Genomic DNA, 18,557 nt, shown 5'->3' with positions numbered 1-18,557 from the left:
CAGGTCCGAGGCTATCGGCATGACGACGACCACCGCCACCGAGATGGGCGCGCTGCTGGACCGGGTACGCGCCGGCCGCGAGTTCGGCGCGAACGTGTACTCGACGCTTGACGTGCTCCAGGTCCTCTACGACCGGGTGCTCCGCATCACCCCGGCGACCGTGGACGACCCCGACCGGGACCGGTTCCTGCTCTCCAAGGGACACGCGGTCGCCGGCTACTACGCGCTGCTCGCCGCCCGGGGCTTCGTACCGCCCGACTGGCTGGACGACCAGGGCGGTCCGGAGAGCCGGCTCGGCGACCACCCGGACCGGCTGCTGGTGCCGGGCGTCGAGATCGGCTCCGGGTCGCTCGGCCACGGGCTCGGGCTGGGCGTGGGCACCGCGCTCGGCCTGCGGGCCCAGGGACGCGCCGGACCCCGGGTGTACGTGCTGCTGGGCGACGCGGAACTGGACGAGGGCGCCAACCACGAGGCGATCGCGTACGCGGGCGCGACCGGGCTCGGCAACCTGACCGCGATCGTGCTGGACAACGGCTCCGCCACGCACGGCTGGCCGGGCGGCGCGGCGAGCCGGTTCACCGTCAACGGGTGGACCGCCGTCACCGTCGACGGCCGCGACCGCGACGCCCTGCACACCGCCCTCACCGGGCACGACCACCACCGGCCGCACGTCGTCGTCGCGGCCGTCACCGACGGGGAGTGACGCCATGACCATGCGGGACGCGTTCGTGACCAGCGCCGAGGAGGTGCTGGCGGACCCCCGGAGCACGATCGTGCTGGCGGACATCTCCGCCGCCGCGTTCGCCCCGGCCGCCGCCCGCCACCCGGACCGGGTGGTAAACGTCGGCATCCGGGAGCAACTCATGATCGGTGTGGCCGGCGGGCTCGCGCTGACCGGGCAGCGACCGATCGTGCACAGCTACGCCCCGTTCCTGATCGAGCGGGCGTACGAGCAGATCAAGCTGGATCTCGACCACCAGGGGGTCGGCGCGGTGCTGGTCGGGATCGGCGGCTCGTACGACCGGGCGGCGGCCGGTCGCACCCACCTGGCGCCGGCCGACGTGGCCCTGATCGACACGCTCGACGGGTGGACCGTGCACGTGCCGGGCCACCCCGACGAGGTACGCCCGCTGCTGCGCGCCGCCGTGTGCGGGACGGGCTCGGCCTACCTGCGGCTCTCCACCCGGGGCAACGCGGCCGCGTACCCCGAGGCGGGTGACCTGCGGGTGGTCCGCGACGCCGGGCCCGGGGCGCCGCTGCTGGTGGCGGTCGGGCCGGTGCTGGACGCGGCGCTGGCCGCGGTGGCCGACCGGCCGGTGACCGTGGCCTTCACCCACCGGCCGCGGCCGTTCGACACCGCCGGGCTGCGTGCGCTGGCCGGTGCCGAGGTGGTCCTGGTCGAGCCGTACCTGGCCGGCACCTCGACCCGGGTGGTGGCCGAGGCGCTGGCCGACCGGCCGCACCGGCTGCTCGCCCTCGGCGTGGGCCGGGCGGAGCTGCGCCGCTACGGCGGCCCGGAGGACCACGACCGCTGGCACGGGTTGGACGCGGCCGGGCTGCGCCGCTCGGTCGACGCGTTCCTCGACCCGGCCTGACCGGGGAGACGACGGGACCCGCTGACCCGGAGACGACGGGACCCCGCGACCCGGCGGATGCCGGGGTGCGGGGTCCTCAGGTCGTGCGGGTCAGCGCGCGGCGGCGCCGGCCGGGCGGCGCCGGGTGCGCTCGCGGGCCAGGATCCAGATCGCCTCGACGCCGTCCTTCCAGGTGATCTTCTTGCCCTCCTCGCGGCCCCGGGCACGGTAGCTGATCGGCACCTCGTAGGGGCGGATGCGCTGACGCAGCAGCTTGCCGGTGACCTCGGCCTCCATGCCGAAGCCCCGCGACCGCACCTGGAGCGAGCGGTAGAGCTCCAGCGGCATCAGCTTGAAACAGGTCTCCAGGTCGCCGATGTAGGAGTTGTAGAGCACGTTGGCCGCCAGCGTGACGCCCTTGTTGCCCACCACGTACCAGAAGCTGTAGGAGCTGTGGCTGCCGAAGGTGCGGTTGCCGTAGACCACGGTGGCCCGGCCGTCGAGCACCGGCTCCAGCAGACGCGGAATGTCCTGCGGGTCGTATTCCAGGTCGGCGTCGAGAATGACCATGTATTCACCGTCGGCGTTGTCGACGGCGGTCTTGATGGCCGCGCCCTTGCCGGCGTTGCGCTGGTGGGTGATCACCCGCAGGCGGGCGTCGTCGACCCGGCCGAGCACCTCACCGGTGCCGTCCCGGCTGCCGTCGTCCACCACGACCAGCTCGATCTCGCACGGGTAGTCGACCGCCAGTGCCTGCTTGAGCGCGTCCGCGACACGATCTTCCTCGTTGTAGACCGGCATGAGGATCGAGAGCTTCACGGGTTCTCCACGGAGGCGATGGCAAGTCGGGGCATAGCGTAGCCTGGCAGATCCGGCAGGTCACGACAGCCCGTCCACCTTACTGCTGCTTGCGCGGCACCACGACGAGCCGGGCGATCCCCTGGTCGCCGTCCTTCGTGCCCGCCACGCCGACCGTGGTGCCGACCTTCACGTCGGTCGCCCGGATCGTGGCGCGGCGCTCGACCACCCGCAGCTTCTCGTCGAACGTCCAGGTCATGGTGAACCCGTCGGCGGACTTGACGGTCACCGACTTGTCGTCGATGGCGGTGACCTTGCCGCGTTGGACCGCGACGGTCTTCGTCCCGTTCTCCTTGGTCTGCACCACCACCTCGCCGTGCAGCGTGTTCTTGCGCAGCAGCACCCGGGCGCGGTGTCGCTTGCGCCACTCCTGCGCCCGGTCGCCCTTGCGCTCGCCGGCCCGCTGCTCCGGCGCGCCGGAGGCGGACGGGGCGGGCGCGGCGACCGGGTCGACGTCCAGGTCGGTGGCGTCGACGCCGAGCGCGGCGAGGGCCTGCCCGTCCACGCCCATCGCGGCGGCCACCTCGACCGCGCTCTCCCGGGCCTGGTCCGCGCCGACCTGGGCCGCCCCGCACCCGGCGAGGCCGAGCGCCGCGGCGGCGAGCAGTGCGGTGGCGCCGGTGACGATCCGCTGACGTGTCACGTGGGTTCCTCTCGTTCGGTGGTGACGTCAGCGTTCCCCACCCGCGCGAGCGGACCGTCAGGCCGATGTTCGAGTCAGGTAAGGGTCTCCGGGCAGCCGGACGGTGAACGCCGCGCCGCCCTCCGGGGCGTGCCCGGCGGCGATGTCCCCGCCCAGCCGGCGGACCAGGCCGGCGGCGAGCGCCAGCCCGAGCCCGCTGCCCACCTTGCGCACCCCCCGGTACCGCTGGTGCAGCGCACCCCGCTCGAACGCCACCGCCAGGTCGTCGTCGGTGAAGCCGGGCCCGCCGTCCCGGACCTCCAGGACACCGCCGGCCGCCGGGCCCGCGCCGGCCGGCCGGACCGCGAGCACCACCGGCGCACCCGGGGGTACGACCCGCAGCGCGTTCTCCAGCAGCCCGTCCACCACCTGCCGGATCCGGCCCGGATCGGTGTACGCCGGGACCGGCGCGCCCGGCGTCTCGACCCGGAACGGCACCCCGACCGCCGCGCACCGGTCCGACCAGGTGCGCTCGGCGTCGGCGGCGAGTCGGGTCAGGTCCACCGGTCCCGGCTCCAGCGGGAAGTCGGCGGCCTCCAGGCGGGCCAGCGCCAGCAGGTCGCTGACCAGCCGGTCCAGGTGCTCCGCCTCGGCGAGCACGGTCCGGCCGGTCGCCGGGACCGCGTCCGCGTCGAGCACGCCGTCGGCCAGCGCCTCGGCGTAACCGCGGATGGCGGTGAGCGGGGTGCGCAGCTCGTGCGAGACCGAGAGCAGGAACTCACGCTGCCGGCCCTCGCTGGTGGCGAGCGCGGCGGCCAGCCCGTTGAGCGCGTAGGCCAGGTCGGCGACCTCGTCGGGTGGCTCGACCGGCACCCGGACCGCCCGGTCACCGGCGCGGAGCCGGGCGGCGGCGTCGGCCGCGGTGCGGATCGGCCGGGCCAGCCGGCGGGCGAGCAGCAGCCCGGCCGCGGCCCCGGCGGCGAGGCCGGCGAGCAGCGGCAGCCACAGCCCGCGCAGCACCTGCCGCCAGGGGCCGGTGGTGACCGCCCGGGTGAGCACCACCCCGTCGCCGCCGGGCAGCGCCCGCGCCTCGACCAGTCGGCGTTCCCCGTCGACGAGTCGCCGGCCGGATACGTTTCCGCCGGCGGCGACCCGGGCGACGAGCGGCGCGGGCAGCCCACGCCGGTCCACCTGGCCGCCCCGGACCACGTACACGTCGACCCGCTGCTGGCGGAGCTGCCGGATGAGCCGGTCCCCGGCGCCGTCGCGTTGCCGCACCGACCGGACTCGCAGCACGTCGGCGGCGAGCCGGGCCTGGGCGGCCAGCGCGTCCTGGTCGCGCCGTTCCGCGCCGCGCACCGCCAGCGGCACCGCGACCAGCGCGGTGACCAGCACCGACACCAGCGCCACCGCGCAGGTGACCAGCACCGCGCGGGCGGTCAGGGTGTGGCCGGGCCGGCGGCGAACGGGCGGCGCGCCGGCGCCGACGACCGGCAGCGCCATGGTGGGCTGCTCAGGCATCGGCCGCGTACCCGACGCCACGGTGGGTGCGGATCACGCCGGCCGGGCCGAGCTTGGCCCGGACCTGCGCCACGTGCACGTCGACGGTCCGGGTGCCGCCGTGCGCCGCGTAGCCCCAGACGGCGGCCAGCAGCTCCTCCCGGGTGAACACCCGGCCGGGACGGGCCATCAGGTGGGCGAGCAGGTCGAACTCGGTGGAGGTGAGCTGCACCGGAGCCCCGCCGGCGGTCACCGCCCGCCGGACCGGGTCGAGGGTGACCGCGCCGAGCACCCGTGGCTGCTCGGCCGGTGTGCCGGCGCTGCGACGCAGCACCGCCCGCACCCTGGCGACCAGTTCGCGCGGGCTGAACGGCTTGGTGACGTAGTCGTCCGCGCCCAGCTCCAGGCCGACCACGCGGTCCACCTCGTCGTCGCGCGCGGTGAGGAAGATGACAGGCGTCCAGTCGTCCGCCGCGCGCAGCCGCCGGCAGATCTCGGTGCCGGCGAGGCCGGGCAGCGCGATGTCGAGCACGCAGGCCACCGGGCGCAGCCGCCGCGCGGCGGCCAGCCCGGCCGTGCCGTCCCGTTCCAGGTGTACGCCGAAGCCGTCCCGGGTCAGGTAGAGCCGGACCAGATCGGCGATGGCCGGCTCGTCCTCGACCACGAGGACGAGCCCACGCTGCGCGGCGTCGACGGTCACCGGCCCATGATGACCGACCGCCGGCGTCGGAGACGGTACGGGCGATGTTCGGATTCGGTAAGGAGAACGTCAGTGCGCCGCCGCCGGGCGGAACACGGCGGGGCGGGTGGCGGCCGGCGGGTCACCGATGGTGGCGACCAGCCGTTCCGCAGGCGTCCGCAGCCGGGTCCGGAAGGCGTGGTTGAGCAACGCGTCGAGCTGCCACACCTGCTTCGGATGGTGGGTACGGATGAGGAAGCGCTCGCGTGCCCCGTCGATGGCGGTGGCCGCCAGCTCCAGGCTGTGCGATCGCGGGTCCGGGCTCCACGTGACGTTGCTCAGCTCGCGCAGCTCGGTGTTGAGGTGCAGGCGCAGCCGGTGCAGCACCCGGGTCTGCCGGGTCACCACCAGCCGGCGGTGGGTGAGGAGCATCAGGTATTCGCCGCCGACCGGGTGGTCCGGCCGGCTGCACCGGGTGACCAGGATGGTGGCGTCGCCGGAGCCGACGCACCGGCGGAACACCGGCATGTGCCGGGTGGCGGTCTGGGTCGCCAGGCCGGTCTCGGCGGCGGCCGGGAGGAACGTTCGCGAGAACACGTCCATGCACGGTCCAACGAGCGGCTGACCTGGGGTGATATGGGTCACGCCCGATTTCTGGAACTTCCATCCGTGCAAATCGCACCCGCGGTGCGACATCCGGCTCCGCTCAGAGCAACTCGACGATCGTCGCGTTGGCCATGCCGCCGCCCTCGCACATGGTCTGCAGGCCGTAGCGGATGCCGTTGTCCCGCATGTGCTGGAGCATCGTGGTCATGATCCGCGCGCCGGACCCGCCGAGCGGGTGGCCGAGCGCGATCGCCCCGCCCCTCGGGTTGAGCCGCTCCGGGTCGGCCTCCGTCTCGGCCAGCCAGGCCAGCGGCACCGGGGCGAACGCCTCGTTCACCTCGTACACCCCGATCTCCTCGATGCCCAGCCCCGCGCGGCGCAGCGCCTTCGCGGTGGCCGGGATGGGGGCGGTGAGCATGGCGACCGGGTCGTCGGCGGCGACCACGGCGGTGTGCACCCGGGCCAGCGGGCGCAGGCCGTGCCGGCTGGCCCACTCGGCGGTGGTCACCGCCAGCGCGGCGGCGCCGTCGGAGATCTGCGACGCGGACCCGGCGGTGACCACGCCGCCGGCGCGGAACGGGGTGGCCAGCTCGCCGAGCTTGGCCAGCGACGTGTCCCGGCGGATGCCCTCGTCGGCGGCGAACTTGCCGCCGTCGGCGAGCGCCACCGGGGCCAGCTCGGGGTCGAACGCGCCGGCGTCCTGCGCGGCGGCCGCCTTCTCGTGGCTGGCCAGCGCGAACTCGTCCAGCTGGGTGCGCGAGAAGCGCCACCGCTCGGCGATCAGCTCCGCCCCGACGCCCTGGTTGAACGGCAGCGGCGAGTCCTCGGCGACGCCCTCGACCCCGCGGTAGCGCTCCAGGATCGCCGCGCTGAACGGCATCCCGCCGGCCACGCTGGAACCCATCGGCACCCGGGTCATCGACTCGACGCCGCCGGCGACGACCAGGTCGGCCTGCCCGGAGAGGACGGTGGCGGCGGCGAAGTGCAGCGCCTGCTGGCTCGACCCGCACTGCCGGTCGAGCGTGGTGCCGGGGACCGACTCGGGCCAGCCGGCGGCCAGCACGGCGTTGCGGGCCACGTTCCAGGACTGCTCGCCGACCTGCGACACGCAACCCCACACCACGTCGTCGACCTGACCGGGATCGATACCGGTGCGCTCGGCCAGGGCACGCAGCACGTGCGCCGACAGATCGACCGGGTGCACACCGGCCAGGCTGCCCTTGCGCCGCCCGACCGGGGTCCGTACCGCACCGACGATGACCGCGTCACTCATGTCTACTCCCCGGTAACCTCGCTTCCCCCGATCCTACGTGCTGACCCGACCGGTCGTCCTCCCCCGCCGTCCGGCCGCCGCGACTGGCATGCTGGGCGGATGGATCCAGAGCCGTCCTCGGCCGCGCAGTGGCGGGTGCCGAGAGCGCAACCGGTCGTCAAGGCACTGGGCGCGCTCGCTCTGGGCGCGCTGGGCCTGCTCCTCGCCGCCGGCGACCCGGTCCGCCCCGCGCTCGCCGGGCTGGCCGCCGCCGCGCTGCTCGCCTGGGCGCTGCGCGACCTCGTCGCGCCGGCCCGGCTCGCCGTCGACCCGGAGGGGCTCACCGTGATCCGCGGGTACGCCGGCCGGCGCCGGCTGCCCTGGGCGGCGGTGGAGGCGATCCGGCTGGACCGGCGCAGCCGTCGCGGGATGACCGCCGAGACGCTGGAGATCGACGCGGGCGAGTCGCTGCACCTGTTCGGCCGCCGCGACCTGGACGCGCCACTGGAGGAGGTGGCGGCCACGCTCACCGCCGCCCGGGCCGCCGCCGGCTCCCGCCCCTGACGCGGATGCCCCCGCGTCACCGCGGCCCGGCGACGCGGCGGTCCGGGCGTGTCGCAACGGGCGGCCGTCAGCCGGTCAGCGCGGCCGTGCGGACCAGGACCAGCCCGATCAGGGCGACCAGCACGATCGCGCCGCCGGCGACCTGGAACACGGTCCGCCGCATCCGTGGCGCGTACGCCAGGACCAGCGCCATCACGGCGCCGACCACCAGCCCGCCGAGGTGCCCGGCCACCGAGATGCTCGGCACGGTGAACGTGAAGATCAGGTTGATCACCAGGATCGGCACGATCGCCGAGGTGTCCCGGCCCAGCCGGCGCATCACCACGAAGATCGCCGCGAACAGGCCGAAGATGGCGGTCGACGCGCCGGCGGTGGACCGGTTCGGCGCGGTGAAGACGTAGGCCGCGACGTTGCCGCCGAGCCCGGCGATCAGATAGAGCGCGAGGAACCGCAGCGGCCCGAGCACCGCCTCCAGCGTCCGGCCGAGCACCCAGAGCGCCCACATGTTCAACAGCAGGTGCAGCACGCCGAAGTGCAGGAACATCGCGGTGACCAACCGGTACCACTGGCCGTCAGCCACCCCGCCGAGCGTGTGGTCGGGAAGGATCGCCAGGCCGATCACGCCGCCCCAGTCGGTCAGCGGGGTGGACTGACCCATCAGGCCGCCGAGGCCACCGCCGGCCACCGCGGACCCGCTGCGGGCCGAGATGACGGAGAGCACCATCATCAGCACGTTCAGGCCGATCAGGACCTTCGTCACGTAGCCCGCGCGGCCGGCGGCACCGCCACCGAAGGCGGTACGCGCCGGCCGCACGCTGCGGCGCCCCTCGGCGACGCACTCCGGGCACTGGTGCCCGACCGAGGCGTCGCGCATGCACTCGGGACAGATCGGCCGGTCACAGCGGGTGCACCGGAGGTAGGTCTCCCGATCGGGGTGCCGGTAACAGACCGGAGTGGTCGGCACCGGCCCCTCGGTGGCGTCGCCTGCCTGCCCGGAGCGCTCAGTCATGCGAGCAAAGGTACCCGCGAGACGCTCAGGACTGCTGCCGCTCGATCTCGACCCGCTCGATCACCACGTCCTGCAGCGGCCGGTCGCTCGGCCCGGTGGGGGTGTTCGCGATCGAGTCGACCACCTTCACCGACTGCTCGTCGGCGACCTGACCGAAGATGGTGTGCCGGTTGTTCAGGTGTGGCGTCGGCGACACCGTGATGAAGAACTGCGAGCCGTTCGTGCCCGGCCCGGCGTTCGCCATGGCCAGCAGGTACGGCCGGTCGAAGCGCAGCTCGGGGTGGAACTCGTCGGCGAACTTGTAGCCCGGGCCACCGCGACCGGTGCCGGTCGGGTCGCCCATCTGAACCATGAAACCGCTGATCACGCGGTGCGAGATGGTGCCGTCGTAGTACGGCCCGCTGCCCGGCTGACCGGTCCGCGGGTCGGTGTACTCCCGGTTGCCCTCGGCCAGCTCCACGAAGTTCCGGACGGTCTTCGGCGCGTGGTTCGGGAAGAGCTCCAGCCGGATCGGGCCGGCGTTGGTGTGCAGGGTGGCGTAGACAGCCTCGGCCACGGGTACTCCTCACTCGTTGGTCAGTTCCTTGCGGATCCTCCCATGTGCCCGATCTGGCCATGCGGAGGCATCCGAAGGTGGAGGATGACGAAGGAACAACTCCCAGGAGGTGGGACCGTGTTTGGAATCGGGCGGCGAAAGACCCAGGGCCAGCTCGCCAAGGCCGAGTTGAACCAGGGCATCGGTCACCTGAGGCAGGCCGCCTCGTACGCGGCGAAGGGCGCCGGCGCCACGGTCGGCCCGCGGGTCCAGGCAGCCCGGGTCGCGGTCGCACCCACCGCGGTCCTGGTCCGGGACCGCGCGTCAAGCGGCGTCGCGTCGAGCGCCGCCGCGCTCGCGCCGGTGCTCCTGGCCGTGCGCAACGTCCGGGTCGAGGCCGCGGGCAAGGCGCTGACCGGCCGCAAGGCCGTGGCGGCGAAGCAGTCCGCGATGAACAAAAAGGCGAAGAGCATGAAGGCTGGAAAGAAGAAGCAGCGCAGGTCGCGGGGGATGACCACCGGCCTGCTGATCGCCGGCACGATCGCCGGCCTGGCCGGGGCGATGGCCATGCGCCGCCGCCGCGAGCAGCAGGAGTGGGCCGAGTACGACCCGACCGGCGCGGTCGCCCCCACGGGCCACGACACGTTGGAGCCGATGCGGGAGGACGTGGACACGATCGTGGTGGAGACGCCGGACGCGACCGCGAAGGTCACCCAGGCCGGCCCGACCGGCGCCGGCAGCTCGGCCGTGGCCGACGGCAGCAGCGCGTCGACCACCGCGCCCGGCGCCGACCCGGTGATCCACCCGAACAGCCAGGTCCCCTCGGTCGCCGAGGGCGCCCGGGACGTCTCCGGCCGCCCGGCCGACGACATCACCAAGGCCGCGCAGAACGGCCGGAGCGCCGCCAAGGCCAGCGGTCGCCGCTGAGCCGGTCACGGCCGTCGGAGCAGCGCCGGCGCGCGGGCTCGTCCCGCGTGGCCGGCGCTTCCGTGCCCGGACCGGCCGGCGCCCCGGTCAGAGCCAGCCGTTGCGGCGGAACCAGCGGTAGAGGACGAACGACAGGGTCAGGTTCACGGCCCAGATGCCCGGATAGCCGTACGTCCACTTCAGCTCGGGCATGTTGTCGAAGTTCATGCCGTAGATGCCGGCGATCGCCGTCCACACCGCACCGATCGCGGCCCAGGCGGCGATCTTGCGCATGTCGTTGTTCTGGTCGACGGTGACCTGGGCCAGCCGGGCCTGGAGGATCGAGTTGAGCAGGTCGTCGTAGGAGTTGACCTGCTCGACCGTGCGGCTGAGGTGGTCCTGCACGTCCCGGAAGTAGCGCCGCACCTCCTGCGGCACCGCGCGATTGGCCTGGGAGGTGAGGGTGAGCAGCGGCCGCTGCAACGGCGCCACCGCCCGCTTGAACTCGACCAGTTCCCGCTTCATCTGGTAGATCCGCTGGATCCGGCCGCTGCTCTGGCGGTCGAAGACGTCCGCCTCCAGCACGTCGAGGTCGTCCTCCAGCCGGTCGGCGACCTCCAGGTAGAGGTCGACCACCCGGTCGGTGATCGCGTACGCGACGGCCCACGGCCCCTGCCGCAACAGGTCCCGCTTCGCCTCCAGGTCGGCGCGCACCGGCGACAGCCGGCAGGCGTCCCCGTGCCGCACGCTGATCACGAAGTTCGGCCCGATGAAGAGCATCACCTGGCCGGTCTCCACCACCTCGGAGTTCTCGGTCAGCTCGGTGTGCTCGCAGTAGCGTGCGGTGCGCAGCACCAGGAAGACGATCTCCCCGAAGTGCTCCAGCTTCGGCCGCTGCTCGGCCTTGACCGCGTCCTCCACGGCCAGTTCGTGCAGGCCGAACGTGGCGGCGATCTCGGTCATCTCGGTCAGGTCAGGCTCGTGCAGGCCGAGCCAGACGAATCCGTCGCGCTCCTGGCGGGCGGCGGCCAGGGCGTCGGCGTACTGCGGGCGACCCGGTCGGCGCTCGCCGTCGACGTAGAGCCCGCAGTCGACGATCCCGCTGCGCCCGGGGCTGGCGGGTTGCGGCGTCCGCGGGGATCCGTCGGCGTTGAGGATGCGGGACATGGCGCGTACCGGGGCCGCCCAGGCGCGGGGCCGGACCGTCCGGTCGCCGTGCTGACCGGCGGTTCGCTCGCGTGCCACCCGGTCCGTCATCTCTCGCCCCCTCTCCACGAAGCTGCGGCTTGCAGGCTACGCCGCGGGGAGCGGGCACGGCGGGCGGCGGCGGGCGCGAGGGACGTCACGTGGGTGGCGCCGGGCGGGCCGGCCGCGTCAGGGGGGTGAGGGGCGACACGGCCCACCCGGCACCCTTGGGGGCGGGAGTGATGCTGGACGCGCCGCCGCCCGGCCGGACGGCTCGCCGGCCGGAAAGGTGAGCGACGCTCGCAGCATTGTGGGGCGAAGGTCGGCCCGGCGGGAGAGCCGGGCCGACCTTCGATGCCTTTCTGTCGGAAAGCCGACAGAAAAATCAGCCGCGCACGGCCGCCATCGCCTCGGCGAGGCGGCGGACGCCCTCGTCGATCCGGTCCGCCGTCACCGCGGAGTACGCCAACCGCAGCGCGTGCCGGCCGCCGTCGACCATGAAGTCGCTGCCCTTCACCACCGCGACGCCACGCTCGGCCGCGGCCGGCGCCAGCCGGTCGACCTCCACGTCCTCCGGCAGCTCCACCCAGAGGAAGTAGCCACCGTCCGGCTCCACGAACCGGGCCTCCGGGATGTGCCGGCGCAGCGATTCGGCCAGCACCCCGGCCCGCTCGCCCAGCGCGGTGCGGACCGTGCCGATCGACCGCTCGATCGCACCCGAGACGCAGAACTGGTGCACGATGGCCTGCGCCACCATGCCCGGCGAGATGTAGAGGTTGGTGGCCCGCTTGGCGATCGCCGCGATCAGCTCCGCCGGGCCCACCAGGTAACCCACCCGGACACCCGGGCAGACCGTCTTGGTGAAGCTGGACGCGTGCACCACCACGCCCCGGCCGTCCATCGACAGCATCGAGGGCAGCGGCTCGCCCCGGAAGCGGATGTCCGCGTACGGGTCGTCCTCGAAGATCGTGAACTCGTACTCGGCGGCCAGGTCCAGCAGCTCACGACGCTTCTCGAGGGAGAGGGTCACGCCGGCCGGGTTCTGGTAGTTCGGGATCACGTGAGCCAGCCGCGGCCGGACCCCGGACTCCAGCAACTTGCGCAGCTCGGCCGTGTCCAGACCGTCCGGCTGGATCGTCACGCCGTGCACCTCGCCGCCCATCTGCTGCAGGTTGAGCAGCGTGCGGTCGTACGTCGGGCGCTCGACGACCACCGCGTCGCCCCGGCGGACCAGGTGGTCGAAGAGGAACGCGTCGGCCTGCAGCGAGCCGTTGGTGACCAGCACCTGGTCGGCCTCGACGCCGTGCTTCTCGGCGATCCACTTCCGCAGGGGCGGGTAGCCGACGGAGGTGCCGTACGCCGTGACCCCGGCGGGGTCGGCGTCGAAGGCGCGGACGGCGGCGGCCTTGAGCCCCTCGACATCGACGATGTCCAGCGAGGGAGCCCCACGGGCGAAGGAGATCAGCTGCTCGGCGGTCATGCGCAGAGCCTAGGGCCTGGCCCGGCGGGTCCGACCGGCATACACGCGAAGTTCAACATGCGGGCGGTCGCCGGCGTCCACCAGGGCCGACGGAGAACCGAGAACGACTCGCGGCTGTCTACGATCCGACCGGACGGTGGCGCCGACAGGGCCGGCCGCCGAAGGATGACGGGTCGGCAGACCCGCGAGACAGGGATGGGGCTCGTGACCGAGGACGAGACGGTACGACTCGACGACCAGCGGTTCGCCCAGTGGCTGGCCACCGAGGCCGGAGTCGCGCTCACCGCGCTGCGGGAACGGCAGGGTCACGCCGACCCGAAGGCGCTCAAGGACGCCGGCGACCGCGCGTCGCACGAGCTGATGACCGCGGCGCTGGCCCGGTGGCGCCCGGCCGACGCGGTGCTCTCCGAGGAGGAGGCCGACTCGCGCCGGGCCTGGGCCGACGGCGAGCGCGCGCCCCGGCACGAGGCGGACCGGGTCTGGATCATCGACCCGCTGGACGGCACCCGCGAGTTCTCCGAGGCGGGGCGGGACGACTGGGCGGTGCACGTGGCGCTCTGGCAGCGCTCCGCCGCGCCGGACGGCGCGCTGGTCGCCGGCGCGGTCGGCATGCCGGCGCGCACCACGGTGGACGGTGAGCCGGTCGTCCTCGGCACCACCTGCCCGACGCCGAAGGCGACCGACGGGCCGATCCGGATCGCGGTGAGCCGCAGCCGCCCGCCGGCGTTCGTCGGCGAGCTGGTCGAGTTGCTGGGCGCCCGGGCCGTGCCGATGGGATCGGCCGGGGTCAAGGTCTGCGCGGTGGTGACCGGCGAGGTCGACGCGTACGTCCACGCGGGCGGCCAGTACGAGTGGGACAGTGCCGCGCCGGTGGCCGTGGCGCTGGGCGCGGGCATGCACGCGTCCCGCATCGACGGGTCACCGCTGCGCTACAACCGCGCCGACCCGCGCCTGCCCGATCTGCTGGTCTGCCGCCCCGAACTGGCGGACCGGTTGCTCGACGCGATCTCGCGTACCGGGGTCGAGATGCCCGCTTCGGCCGTCACCGGTGAGCGGGGTGAGGCGTTCGGTTGAGAGTGACGGTACGTACGGCCAGGGTGAACGAGGGATATTGTCGGGCGGGAATGCGCGTCCGACCTGAGCCCACGACACGGGCCGCCGACAGCCAGGGAGGGCCATGCCGGCCGACCGAGACCCGCACACCGCCTTCGGGCAGCCGACCGGCCAGTGGCCGGGGCAGGACATTTCGCATGAGTCGGACAGCTTCGCGCTGCCCTGGCCCGACGCCCGGGGCGAACCGCCGGTGCCACCGCAGGTCCGCGACGACCTGCCCTGGCCGGAGCGCGAGCTGCCCGGCCACGGCCACCCGGACCAGCCGTGGACGGACGCCGACCAGGGCTGGCCGGGATACGACCCGGCCGGCATCGACCGCGCGCCGCGTGCCGCCGGGGCCGGCTGGGGCGAGGCGGCGACCACGACCGCCACGCTGACCGGGCCGCCGGCCGGCGGCCCACCGGCCGGTCCGCGTACCCGACCGGGTGTCGGCGGCCCCGGACAGCCGCCGCGCCCGCCCGTCGCACCCGGCCCGCCGCCCGGCGGGGCCAGAGGGCGCGGGCGGATGGTGCTCGCGGCGGCCGTGGCGCTGGCCATGGTCGGCGGCGGGGTCGCGGTGGCCGCCCTGCGGCCCGACGCGACCAACCCGCAGGCCGGCCAGGTGCCGGCCACCGCCGGGCCGGGGCCGTCGGCCGGCCTGGGCACCCCCGCCGCACCCGGCGCCGCCTCCCCGAGCGCCGCCCAGGGCCTCGGCGGCAAGCCCGCCGTGAAGCCGTCGGCGTCCACGAGCGCGAACGCGAACGGCTTCTCCGGGACCCGGCTGACGTTGCCCGGCGCCTCGGTCGACCCGCAGAACGGGGAGACGTTCAGTCAGGCGTTGTCCCGTTCCGACCGCACGATCGGCCGGTTGCGGATGGCCCGGGTGTTCTACCCCGGCCTGCCCCCGGCCTGGAACGGCAGCCGGAGCGACGTGGTCGACCGGACCGTGGTCGTCTCCTTCAAGGCGCCGCCCCAGGAGGTCAACGCGGGCAAGTACGACGCCCGCCTCACCTCCTGGTTCGCCTCCATCCCGCGCGACCACGACGTCTACTGGGCCTACTTCCACGAGCCGGAGGACGACGTCGAGCGCGGCTCGTTCACCGCCGCCCAGTACAAGCAGGCCTGGCGCCGGATCGCCGGGATGGCCAACCGGGCGAACAACCCGAAGCTGATCAACACGGTCATCCTGATGTGCTGGACGGTCGACCCGAAGTCCGGCCGCAGCTTCGACGCCTTCTATCCCGGCAGCGACCTCGTGGAGACGCTCGGGTGGGACTGCTACAACTGGGCGGTCAAGTGGAAGCGCTACGCACCCCCGGCCGAGGTCTTCGACCGCATGGTCGACAAGTCCCGCGCCCTGGGCAAGCCGTGGGGGCTGGCGGAGACCGGCAGCGACCTGCTGCCCGGTGACGCCGGCACCGGACGGGCGGCATGGATCCGATCCATGACCAGCTACATCAACGGCAAGCGGCCCGAGTTCGTGGCCTACTGGAACAACGCCGTCAGCTACGGCGACTTCCGCCTGCTCGACCAGCCGAGCATCCAGGCGTGGAAGTCGTTCTGCGTGGCCTGACCGGCCGAGCGCGGTGAGGGGCGGGCGACCTGGGGTCGCCCGCCCCTCACCGTCTCAGATGCCCCGGCCGCGCTTGTGCAGCGTGCGCAGCACCCGGTCGGCCTGCACGGCCCGGCTCGCCACGGCCAGCGCCAGGTAGGCGCGCGGCTCCTTCGGGTTGCGGGCCAGCGTGCGCCGGGCCCAGCGGACCGCGTCCCGCCGGTTACCCATCGCCGCCTGGGCGAAGGCGATCTGGCCGGCCACCCGCGCCTCGCCGTGCGGCACGGTGGCGAACTCGGGATAGCGGCGCAGCAGCCACTGCAACGCGGTCGAGATCGTCTCCCAACGCTGCGCGAAGTAGGACCGCTTGTGCCAGCGGACCAGCACGTACGGGCTCTCCACGTTGACCAGCGGGGCGTACCGGGCGGCCCGGAGCAGGAACTCGTAGTCCTCCGCGTAGCTGCCCGGGATCTGCTCGTCGACCAGGCCGATCGCGTCGAGCAGCGCGGCCCGCCGGATCAGGAACGTGGACGGGTGCAGCTCGGTGAGCCGGTCGCGGAGCAGCGCCTCCAGCGAGATCCGGGCCCGGTCCAGCGAGCGGTCCACCGTACGGTCGTCGTAGCTGACCCGGATGCCGCAGCTCACCAGCGCGCCGTCCGGGTGCGCGTCGAGCGCGCCGAACTGGGCGGCCAGCTTGCCGGGCAGCCACTCGTCGTCGTCGTCGCAGAACGCCACCCAGTCGCCGGTGGCCGCCTCGATGCCGGTGTTGCGCGCACCGGCCAGCCCGGCGGTACGGGTGTTGGTGATGACCCGGACCCGCCGGTCGCCCCGGTCCGACTCCAGCGACCGGTCCGGCTCGGACTGGTCGTAGACCACGATCGCCTCGACCAGGCCGGGGTGCGCCTGGCTGAGGATCGCGTCGAGCGCCGCGCGCAGCAGCTCCGGACGGTCCCGCGTCGGTACGACCACCGAGATGCTCGGCCCACTCATGCTCTCTCCACGGACTCGTCGGATCCCCGCTGGCCCAGGTAGCCGTAGCGGACTCGGAGGGGCAGCGTGGCCAGGCTGACCACGGCCCGGCTGCGGCGCGGCAGGCGGTCCCGCCACGCCTCGTCCCGCCGTACCGTCAGCGGGCCGCCGCTGAACCGCAGCGGGTTTCCCGCGACGCTGTGCGCGCGGAACGGCTCGGCCGGCTCGGCCGAGGTGTCCGAAGCGCCGCCCGCCAGGATGCGCAGCGCCGCCGGGTCGTCCGGCAGGCCGGTGAAGTCGCGCAGCCGGCGTACGGTGCCGGCCGGGTCGGCGGTGAAGTCCTCGTAGCGTAGCCGGAGCACCTTCGCCCGCGCTGCGAGCAGGTGGAACGCGGCGTTCTGCGCGGTCCACAGCTTGCTCACCTCGAACGGCGAGAACGTCGGCATGAAGTCCTCGCCGTCCACCACCTCGGGCCGGCGCACCTGCTTGCCCCAGGAGTACGCGACCGCCCGACTGTCCCGGACCAGGTGCAGCACCCGCAGGTCGAGGTCGTCGGCCCAGCTCAGCGCGAAGGCGAGCGAGGCGTGCTTGCTGGAGTCGACCACCACCCGCGCGCCGGTCACCGCGAGCGCGGCCCGGTAGATCCGGGTGTAGAGGTCGGCGTAGCGACGGACGTCGGCGAGTTGCTCCGGGGGGAGCGAGTTCTTCGCCAGCCGGGGGATGTGCCGGGTCCGGTCGACCCGGTCCTTGAGCGCCAGCACGTCGTCGCGGTCGACCGCGGACCAGCCGCCGAAGGCCTGCTCACCGACCTGCTGCCAGAACGGGCAGGCGGTGAACCGCTCGCCGCAGCCGCACCGCTCGTCGGCGCCGAGCGCCCGCTCCCAGAGGTGCACCACCTCACCGACCGCGCACACGTCGGGGCTCTGCGCCAGCAGCAGTTCCAGCAGCGTGGAGCCACTGCGGCCGAGGCCGCCGACGAAGAGGACGCGGGGCTGCGGGGACTCCGGGGCGCTCATCCGCGCCGCCCGCCGGCCCGCTGGCGCACCCGGCGGGCCACCAGGTCGTCGATCACGGCGCCGACCCGGGCGACCGCCTCGGCACGCGGGTCCGGCCGCCCCGGGTCGGCGGCCAGGACGAAGCGGGCCGGCTCGGCCAGCCCTTCGTCGAGCGCGGCGAGCAGCTCGGCCTCGGACTCGCAGAGCCGGACCATGCCGGCCGCCCCGAGCCGCCGGGAGAACAACTGCTGGTGGTTGTCGACGTGCTCGTCGTGGGCCGGGTCGCGGGGCACCACGATCGGCAGGTGGCCGGTGCGCCGGGCCTCGGTGATGGTGGCCGGGCCGCCGTGGCTGACCACCAGCGTGGCCTCGGCCATCGCGCGTTGCAGCTCCTCGTGGCCGAGGAACGGGGTGGCCTCGGGCAGCGCCGGCGGCCGGCTGTGGCCGTACTGGAGGACCAGCCGCACCTCGGGTCGCGCGGCGTGCCAGCGCTCCAGCCAGCCGACGAGTCGGTCGAAGCGGTGCACGTCGGTGCCGACCACGACCAGCACGAACGGCACCGACCGCCGGTCCCGTTGCTGCGGGATGTGTGCCATCAGAGGAGATTCCCCACGACGGTCGCCTCCGGGTACATCCGGCGCTGTTCCTCCCACTGCACGAGCATCGCGGAGAGGAAGGGCCGGCAGAGCCGGGCGGTCAGCGTCGCGCTGTCGATCCGGTCGTACACCTCGATGTAGACCGTCGGGATCGCGCGCAGCCGGGCCGCCACCACGAACGGCAGGGCGACCCCGGCGCCGGTGGTGACCACCGCGTCCACCCGGCGCCGGCGGATCACCTTCAGCGCGAGGAACGCGTTGCGGACCAGGTTCTTGACGTTGCGGGTGGTGGGGTGGTGGGCCCAGATCACGTCCTCGCCGTCGAGCAGCGAACGGGCGTCCGGTGTGTCGAAGGTGACCCAGGCCCGGCGTCGATCCCGGTACCAGGGTTCCAGCGCCAGCAGCTGGGCCAGATGCCCGCCGCTGGAGCCGACCAGCAGGACCTGCCCCGCGCCGTCGGTTGACCCGCTCACCACAACGTTTCCTCCCGTACGCGTGTGATCGCGTCCGGATTTACGTGAATGACCCTCGGACGCGCCCTGACAACCTACTGGCGCGCCCCTGGACAACTGAAGGGGCCGTT

20 protein-coding genes are annotated in these 18,557 nt (G+C 74.0%); 6 read left to right on the top strand and 14 right to left on the bottom strand.

The window, feature by feature from the left end:
• The first annotated feature begins 19 nt into the window (after window positions 1-19).
• Window positions 20-703 carry a transketolase gene (locus ACGFI2_RS19205; RefSeq protein ID WP_393518599.1) on the top strand — a complete coding sequence of 228 codons (684 nt, stop codon included), beginning with the start codon at window positions 20-22 and terminating at the stop codon, window positions 701-703.
• Between the two features lie 10 nt (window positions 704-713).
• The gene (locus ACGFI2_RS19200) at window positions 714-1,595 is read left to right on the top strand and encodes a transketolase family protein (protein ID WP_393518785.1); all 882 of its coding nucleotides are present in this window, start codon (window positions 714-716) and stop codon (window positions 1,593-1,595) included.
• A gap of 90 nt (window positions 1,596-1,685) precedes the next feature.
• Here the strand turns inward: ACGFI2_RS19200 and ACGFI2_RS19195 are convergent, their stop codons facing one another.
• The 6 genes from ACGFI2_RS19195 to ACGFI2_RS19170 all read right to left on the bottom strand — a co-directional run bounded on the left by ACGFI2_RS19195 (window position 1,686) and on the right by ACGFI2_RS19170 (window position 7,112).
• Window positions 1,686-2,393: a glycosyltransferase family 2 protein gene (locus ACGFI2_RS19195; protein ID WP_393518596.1), complete on the bottom strand. Its 708-nt coding sequence runs from the start codon at window positions 2,391-2,393 to the stop codon at window positions 1,686-1,688.
• Window positions 2,394-2,472: 79 nt separating this feature from the next.
• Entirely contained in the window at window positions 2,473-3,075 is a 603-nt protein-coding gene (locus ACGFI2_RS19190; RefSeq protein ID WP_393518593.1) for a hypothetical protein, read from the bottom strand.
• Window positions 3,076-3,132: 57 nt separating this feature from the next.
• The gene (locus tag ACGFI2_RS19185; RefSeq protein WP_393518590.1) at window positions 3,133-4,575 is read right to left on the bottom strand and encodes a sensor histidine kinase; all 1,443 of its coding nucleotides are present in this window, start codon (window positions 4,573-4,575) and stop codon (window positions 3,133-3,135) included.
• The gene (locus ACGFI2_RS19180) at window positions 4,568-5,254 is read right to left on the bottom strand and encodes a response regulator (protein WP_393518587.1); all 687 of its coding nucleotides are present in this window, start codon (window positions 5,252-5,254) and stop codon (window positions 4,568-4,570) included. The genes ACGFI2_RS19185 and ACGFI2_RS19180 overlap by 8 nt, the downstream gene beginning before the upstream one ends.
• Window positions 5,255-5,323: 69 nt before the next feature.
• Window positions 5,324-5,836, bottom strand: coding sequence for a hypothetical protein (locus ACGFI2_RS19175; protein WP_393518584.1), 513 nt, complete (start codon window positions 5,834-5,836; stop codon window positions 5,324-5,326).
• A 103-nt stretch (window positions 5,837-5,939) separates the two neighbouring features.
• Entirely contained in the window at window positions 5,940-7,112 is a 1,173-nt protein-coding gene (locus tag ACGFI2_RS19170) for a thiolase family protein (protein WP_393518581.1), read from the bottom strand.
• Window positions 7,113-7,211: 99 nt separating this feature from the next.
• Here ACGFI2_RS19170 and ACGFI2_RS19165 point away from each other — a divergent pair, with 99 nt between their 5' ends.
• Complete coding sequence (locus ACGFI2_RS19165) at window positions 7,212-7,655, top strand: PH domain-containing protein (RefSeq protein WP_393518579.1); 444 nt, start codon at window positions 7,212-7,214, stop codon at window positions 7,653-7,655.
• 67 nt (window positions 7,656-7,722) lie between these two features.
• Here the strand turns inward: ACGFI2_RS19165 and ACGFI2_RS19160 are convergent, their stop codons facing one another.
• Both ACGFI2_RS19160 and ACGFI2_RS19155 read right to left on the bottom strand, forming a co-directional pair.
• On the bottom strand, window positions 7,723-8,664 hold the full coding sequence (locus ACGFI2_RS19160) for a rhomboid family intramembrane serine protease (protein ID WP_393518576.1): 942 nt from the start codon (window positions 8,662-8,664) through the stop codon (window positions 7,723-7,725).
• A 25-nt stretch (window positions 8,665-8,689) separates the two neighbouring features.
• Window positions 8,690-9,220, bottom strand: coding sequence for a peptidylprolyl isomerase (locus ACGFI2_RS19155; RefSeq protein ID WP_393518573.1), 531 nt, complete (start codon window positions 9,218-9,220; stop codon window positions 8,690-8,692).
• Window positions 9,221-9,304: 84 nt separating this feature from the next.
• On the opposite strand from ACGFI2_RS19155, the gene ACGFI2_RS19150 reads away from it, so the two are divergent.
• Window positions 9,305-10,126 carry a hypothetical protein gene (locus tag ACGFI2_RS19150; RefSeq protein WP_393518570.1) on the top strand — a complete coding sequence of 274 codons (822 nt, stop codon included), beginning with the start codon at window positions 9,305-9,307 and terminating at the stop codon, window positions 10,124-10,126.
• Window positions 10,127-10,213: 87 nt separating this feature from the next.
• Here ACGFI2_RS19150 and corA read toward each other — a convergent pair whose 3' ends face one another.
• Together corA and ACGFI2_RS19140 are read right to left on the bottom strand one after the other, a co-directional pair.
• Window positions 10,214-11,362 carry a magnesium/cobalt transporter CorA gene (gene corA, locus ACGFI2_RS19145; RefSeq protein WP_393518567.1) on the bottom strand — a complete coding sequence of 383 codons (1,149 nt, stop codon included), beginning with the start codon at window positions 11,360-11,362 and terminating at the stop codon, window positions 10,214-10,216.
• A 313-nt stretch (window positions 11,363-11,675) separates the two neighbouring features.
• A complete protein-coding gene (locus ACGFI2_RS19140) occupies window positions 11,676-12,770 on the bottom strand; it encodes a PLP-dependent aminotransferase family protein (protein WP_393518565.1) in 1,095 nt (364 codons plus the stop codon).
• Window positions 12,771-12,965: 195 nt separating this feature from the next.
• On the opposite strand from ACGFI2_RS19140, the gene ACGFI2_RS19135 reads away from it, so the two are divergent.
• Window positions 12,966-13,844, top strand: coding sequence for a 3'(2'),5'-bisphosphate nucleotidase CysQ (locus ACGFI2_RS19135; RefSeq protein WP_393518562.1), 879 nt, complete (start codon window positions 12,966-12,968; stop codon window positions 13,842-13,844).
• Window positions 13,845-13,947: 103 nt separating this feature from the next.
• Complete coding sequence (locus ACGFI2_RS19130) at window positions 13,948-15,435, top strand: hypothetical protein (RefSeq protein WP_393518559.1); 1,488 nt, start codon at window positions 13,948-13,950, stop codon at window positions 15,433-15,435.
• 54 nt (window positions 15,436-15,489) lie between these two features.
• On the opposite strand, the gene ACGFI2_RS19125 is transcribed toward ACGFI2_RS19130, so the two are convergent.
• From ACGFI2_RS19125 to ACGFI2_RS19110, 4 genes are read right to left on the bottom strand one after another with little or no spacing between them, the layout of a single operon-like run.
• On the bottom strand, window positions 15,490-16,404 hold the full coding sequence (locus tag ACGFI2_RS19125) for a glycosyltransferase family 2 protein (RefSeq protein WP_091061636.1): 915 nt from the start codon (window positions 16,402-16,404) through the stop codon (window positions 15,490-15,492).
• Window positions 16,401-17,399: a sulfotransferase family protein gene (locus ACGFI2_RS19120; protein WP_393518555.1), complete on the bottom strand. Its 999-nt coding sequence runs from the start codon at window positions 17,397-17,399 to the stop codon at window positions 16,401-16,403. The genes ACGFI2_RS19125 and ACGFI2_RS19120 overlap by 4 nt, the downstream gene beginning before the upstream one ends.
• Window positions 17,396-17,974 (bottom strand): glycosyltransferase, encoded by a 579-nt coding sequence (locus ACGFI2_RS19115; protein ID WP_393518553.1) that lies wholly within the window; start codon window positions 17,972-17,974, stop codon window positions 17,396-17,398. The genes ACGFI2_RS19120 and ACGFI2_RS19115 overlap by 4 nt, the downstream gene beginning before the upstream one ends.
• Window positions 17,974-18,450: a UDP-N-acetylglucosamine--LPS N-acetylglucosamine transferase gene (locus ACGFI2_RS19110; RefSeq protein WP_393518550.1), complete on the bottom strand. Its 477-nt coding sequence runs from the start codon at window positions 18,448-18,450 to the stop codon at window positions 17,974-17,976. Before ACGFI2_RS19110 ends, ACGFI2_RS19115 begins: the two co-directional genes overlap by 1 nt.
• Window positions 18,451-18,557: the final 107 nt, after the last annotated feature.

The organism is Micromonospora sp. NPDC049282, from assembly GCF_043197045.1.
In the GTDB taxonomy this organism is placed as follows: Bacteria; Actinomycetota; Actinomycetes; order Mycobacteriales; family Micromonosporaceae; genus Micromonospora.
Note: the sequence above shows the minus strand (reverse complement) of the source record. Positions and strands in the feature narration are given on the sequence as shown.

Excerpts from the sequence above, each read along its gene's own strand:
- ACGFI2_RS19205 (WP_393518599.1), top strand. The coding sequence starts at position 20 with ATGACGACGACCACCGCCACCGAGATGGGCGCGCTGCTGGACCGGGTA.
- ACGFI2_RS19200 (WP_393518785.1), top strand. The coding sequence starts at position 714 with ATGCGGGACGCGTTCGTGACCAGCGCCGAGGAGGTGCTGGCGGACCCC.
- ACGFI2_RS19185 (WP_393518590.1), bottom strand. The coding sequence starts at position 4,575 with ATGCCTGAGCAGCCCACCATGGCGCTGCCGGTCGTCGGCGCCGGCGCG.
- ACGFI2_RS19175 (WP_393518584.1), bottom strand. The coding sequence starts at position 5,836 with ATGGACGTGTTCTCGCGAACGTTCCTCCCGGCCGCCGCCGAGACCGGC.
- ACGFI2_RS19170 (WP_393518581.1), bottom strand. The coding sequence starts at position 7,112 with ATGAGTGACGCGGTCATCGTCGGTGCGGTACGGACCCCGGTCGGGCGG.
- ACGFI2_RS19165 (WP_393518579.1), top strand. The coding sequence starts at position 7,212 with ATGGATCCAGAGCCGTCCTCGGCCGCGCAGTGGCGGGTGCCGAGAGCG.
- ACGFI2_RS19160 (WP_393518576.1), bottom strand. The coding sequence starts at position 8,664 with ATGACTGAGCGCTCCGGGCAGGCAGGCGACGCCACCGAGGGGCCGGTG.
- ACGFI2_RS19150 (WP_393518570.1), top strand. The coding sequence starts at position 9,305 with ATGACGAAGGAACAACTCCCAGGAGGTGGGACCGTGTTTGGAATCGGG.
- corA (WP_393518567.1), bottom strand. The coding sequence starts at position 11,362 with ATGACGGACCGGGTGGCACGCGAGCGAACCGCCGGTCAGCACGGCGAC.
- ACGFI2_RS19140 (WP_393518565.1), bottom strand. The coding sequence starts at position 12,770 with ATGACCGCCGAGCAGCTGATCTCCTTCGCCCGTGGGGCTCCCTCGCTG.
- ACGFI2_RS19135 (WP_393518562.1), top strand. The coding sequence starts at position 12,966 with ATGGGGCTCGTGACCGAGGACGAGACGGTACGACTCGACGACCAGCGG.
- ACGFI2_RS19130 (WP_393518559.1), top strand. The coding sequence starts at position 13,948 with ATGCCGGCCGACCGAGACCCGCACACCGCCTTCGGGCAGCCGACCGGC.
- ACGFI2_RS19125 (WP_091061636.1), bottom strand. The coding sequence starts at position 16,404 with ATGAGTGGGCCGAGCATCTCGGTGGTCGTACCGACGCGGGACCGTCCG.
- ACGFI2_RS19120 (WP_393518555.1), bottom strand. The coding sequence starts at position 17,399 with ATGAGCGCCCCGGAGTCCCCGCAGCCCCGCGTCCTCTTCGTCGGCGGC.
- ACGFI2_RS19115 (WP_393518553.1), bottom strand. The coding sequence starts at position 17,974 with ATGGCACACATCCCGCAGCAACGGGACCGGCGGTCGGTGCCGTTCGTG.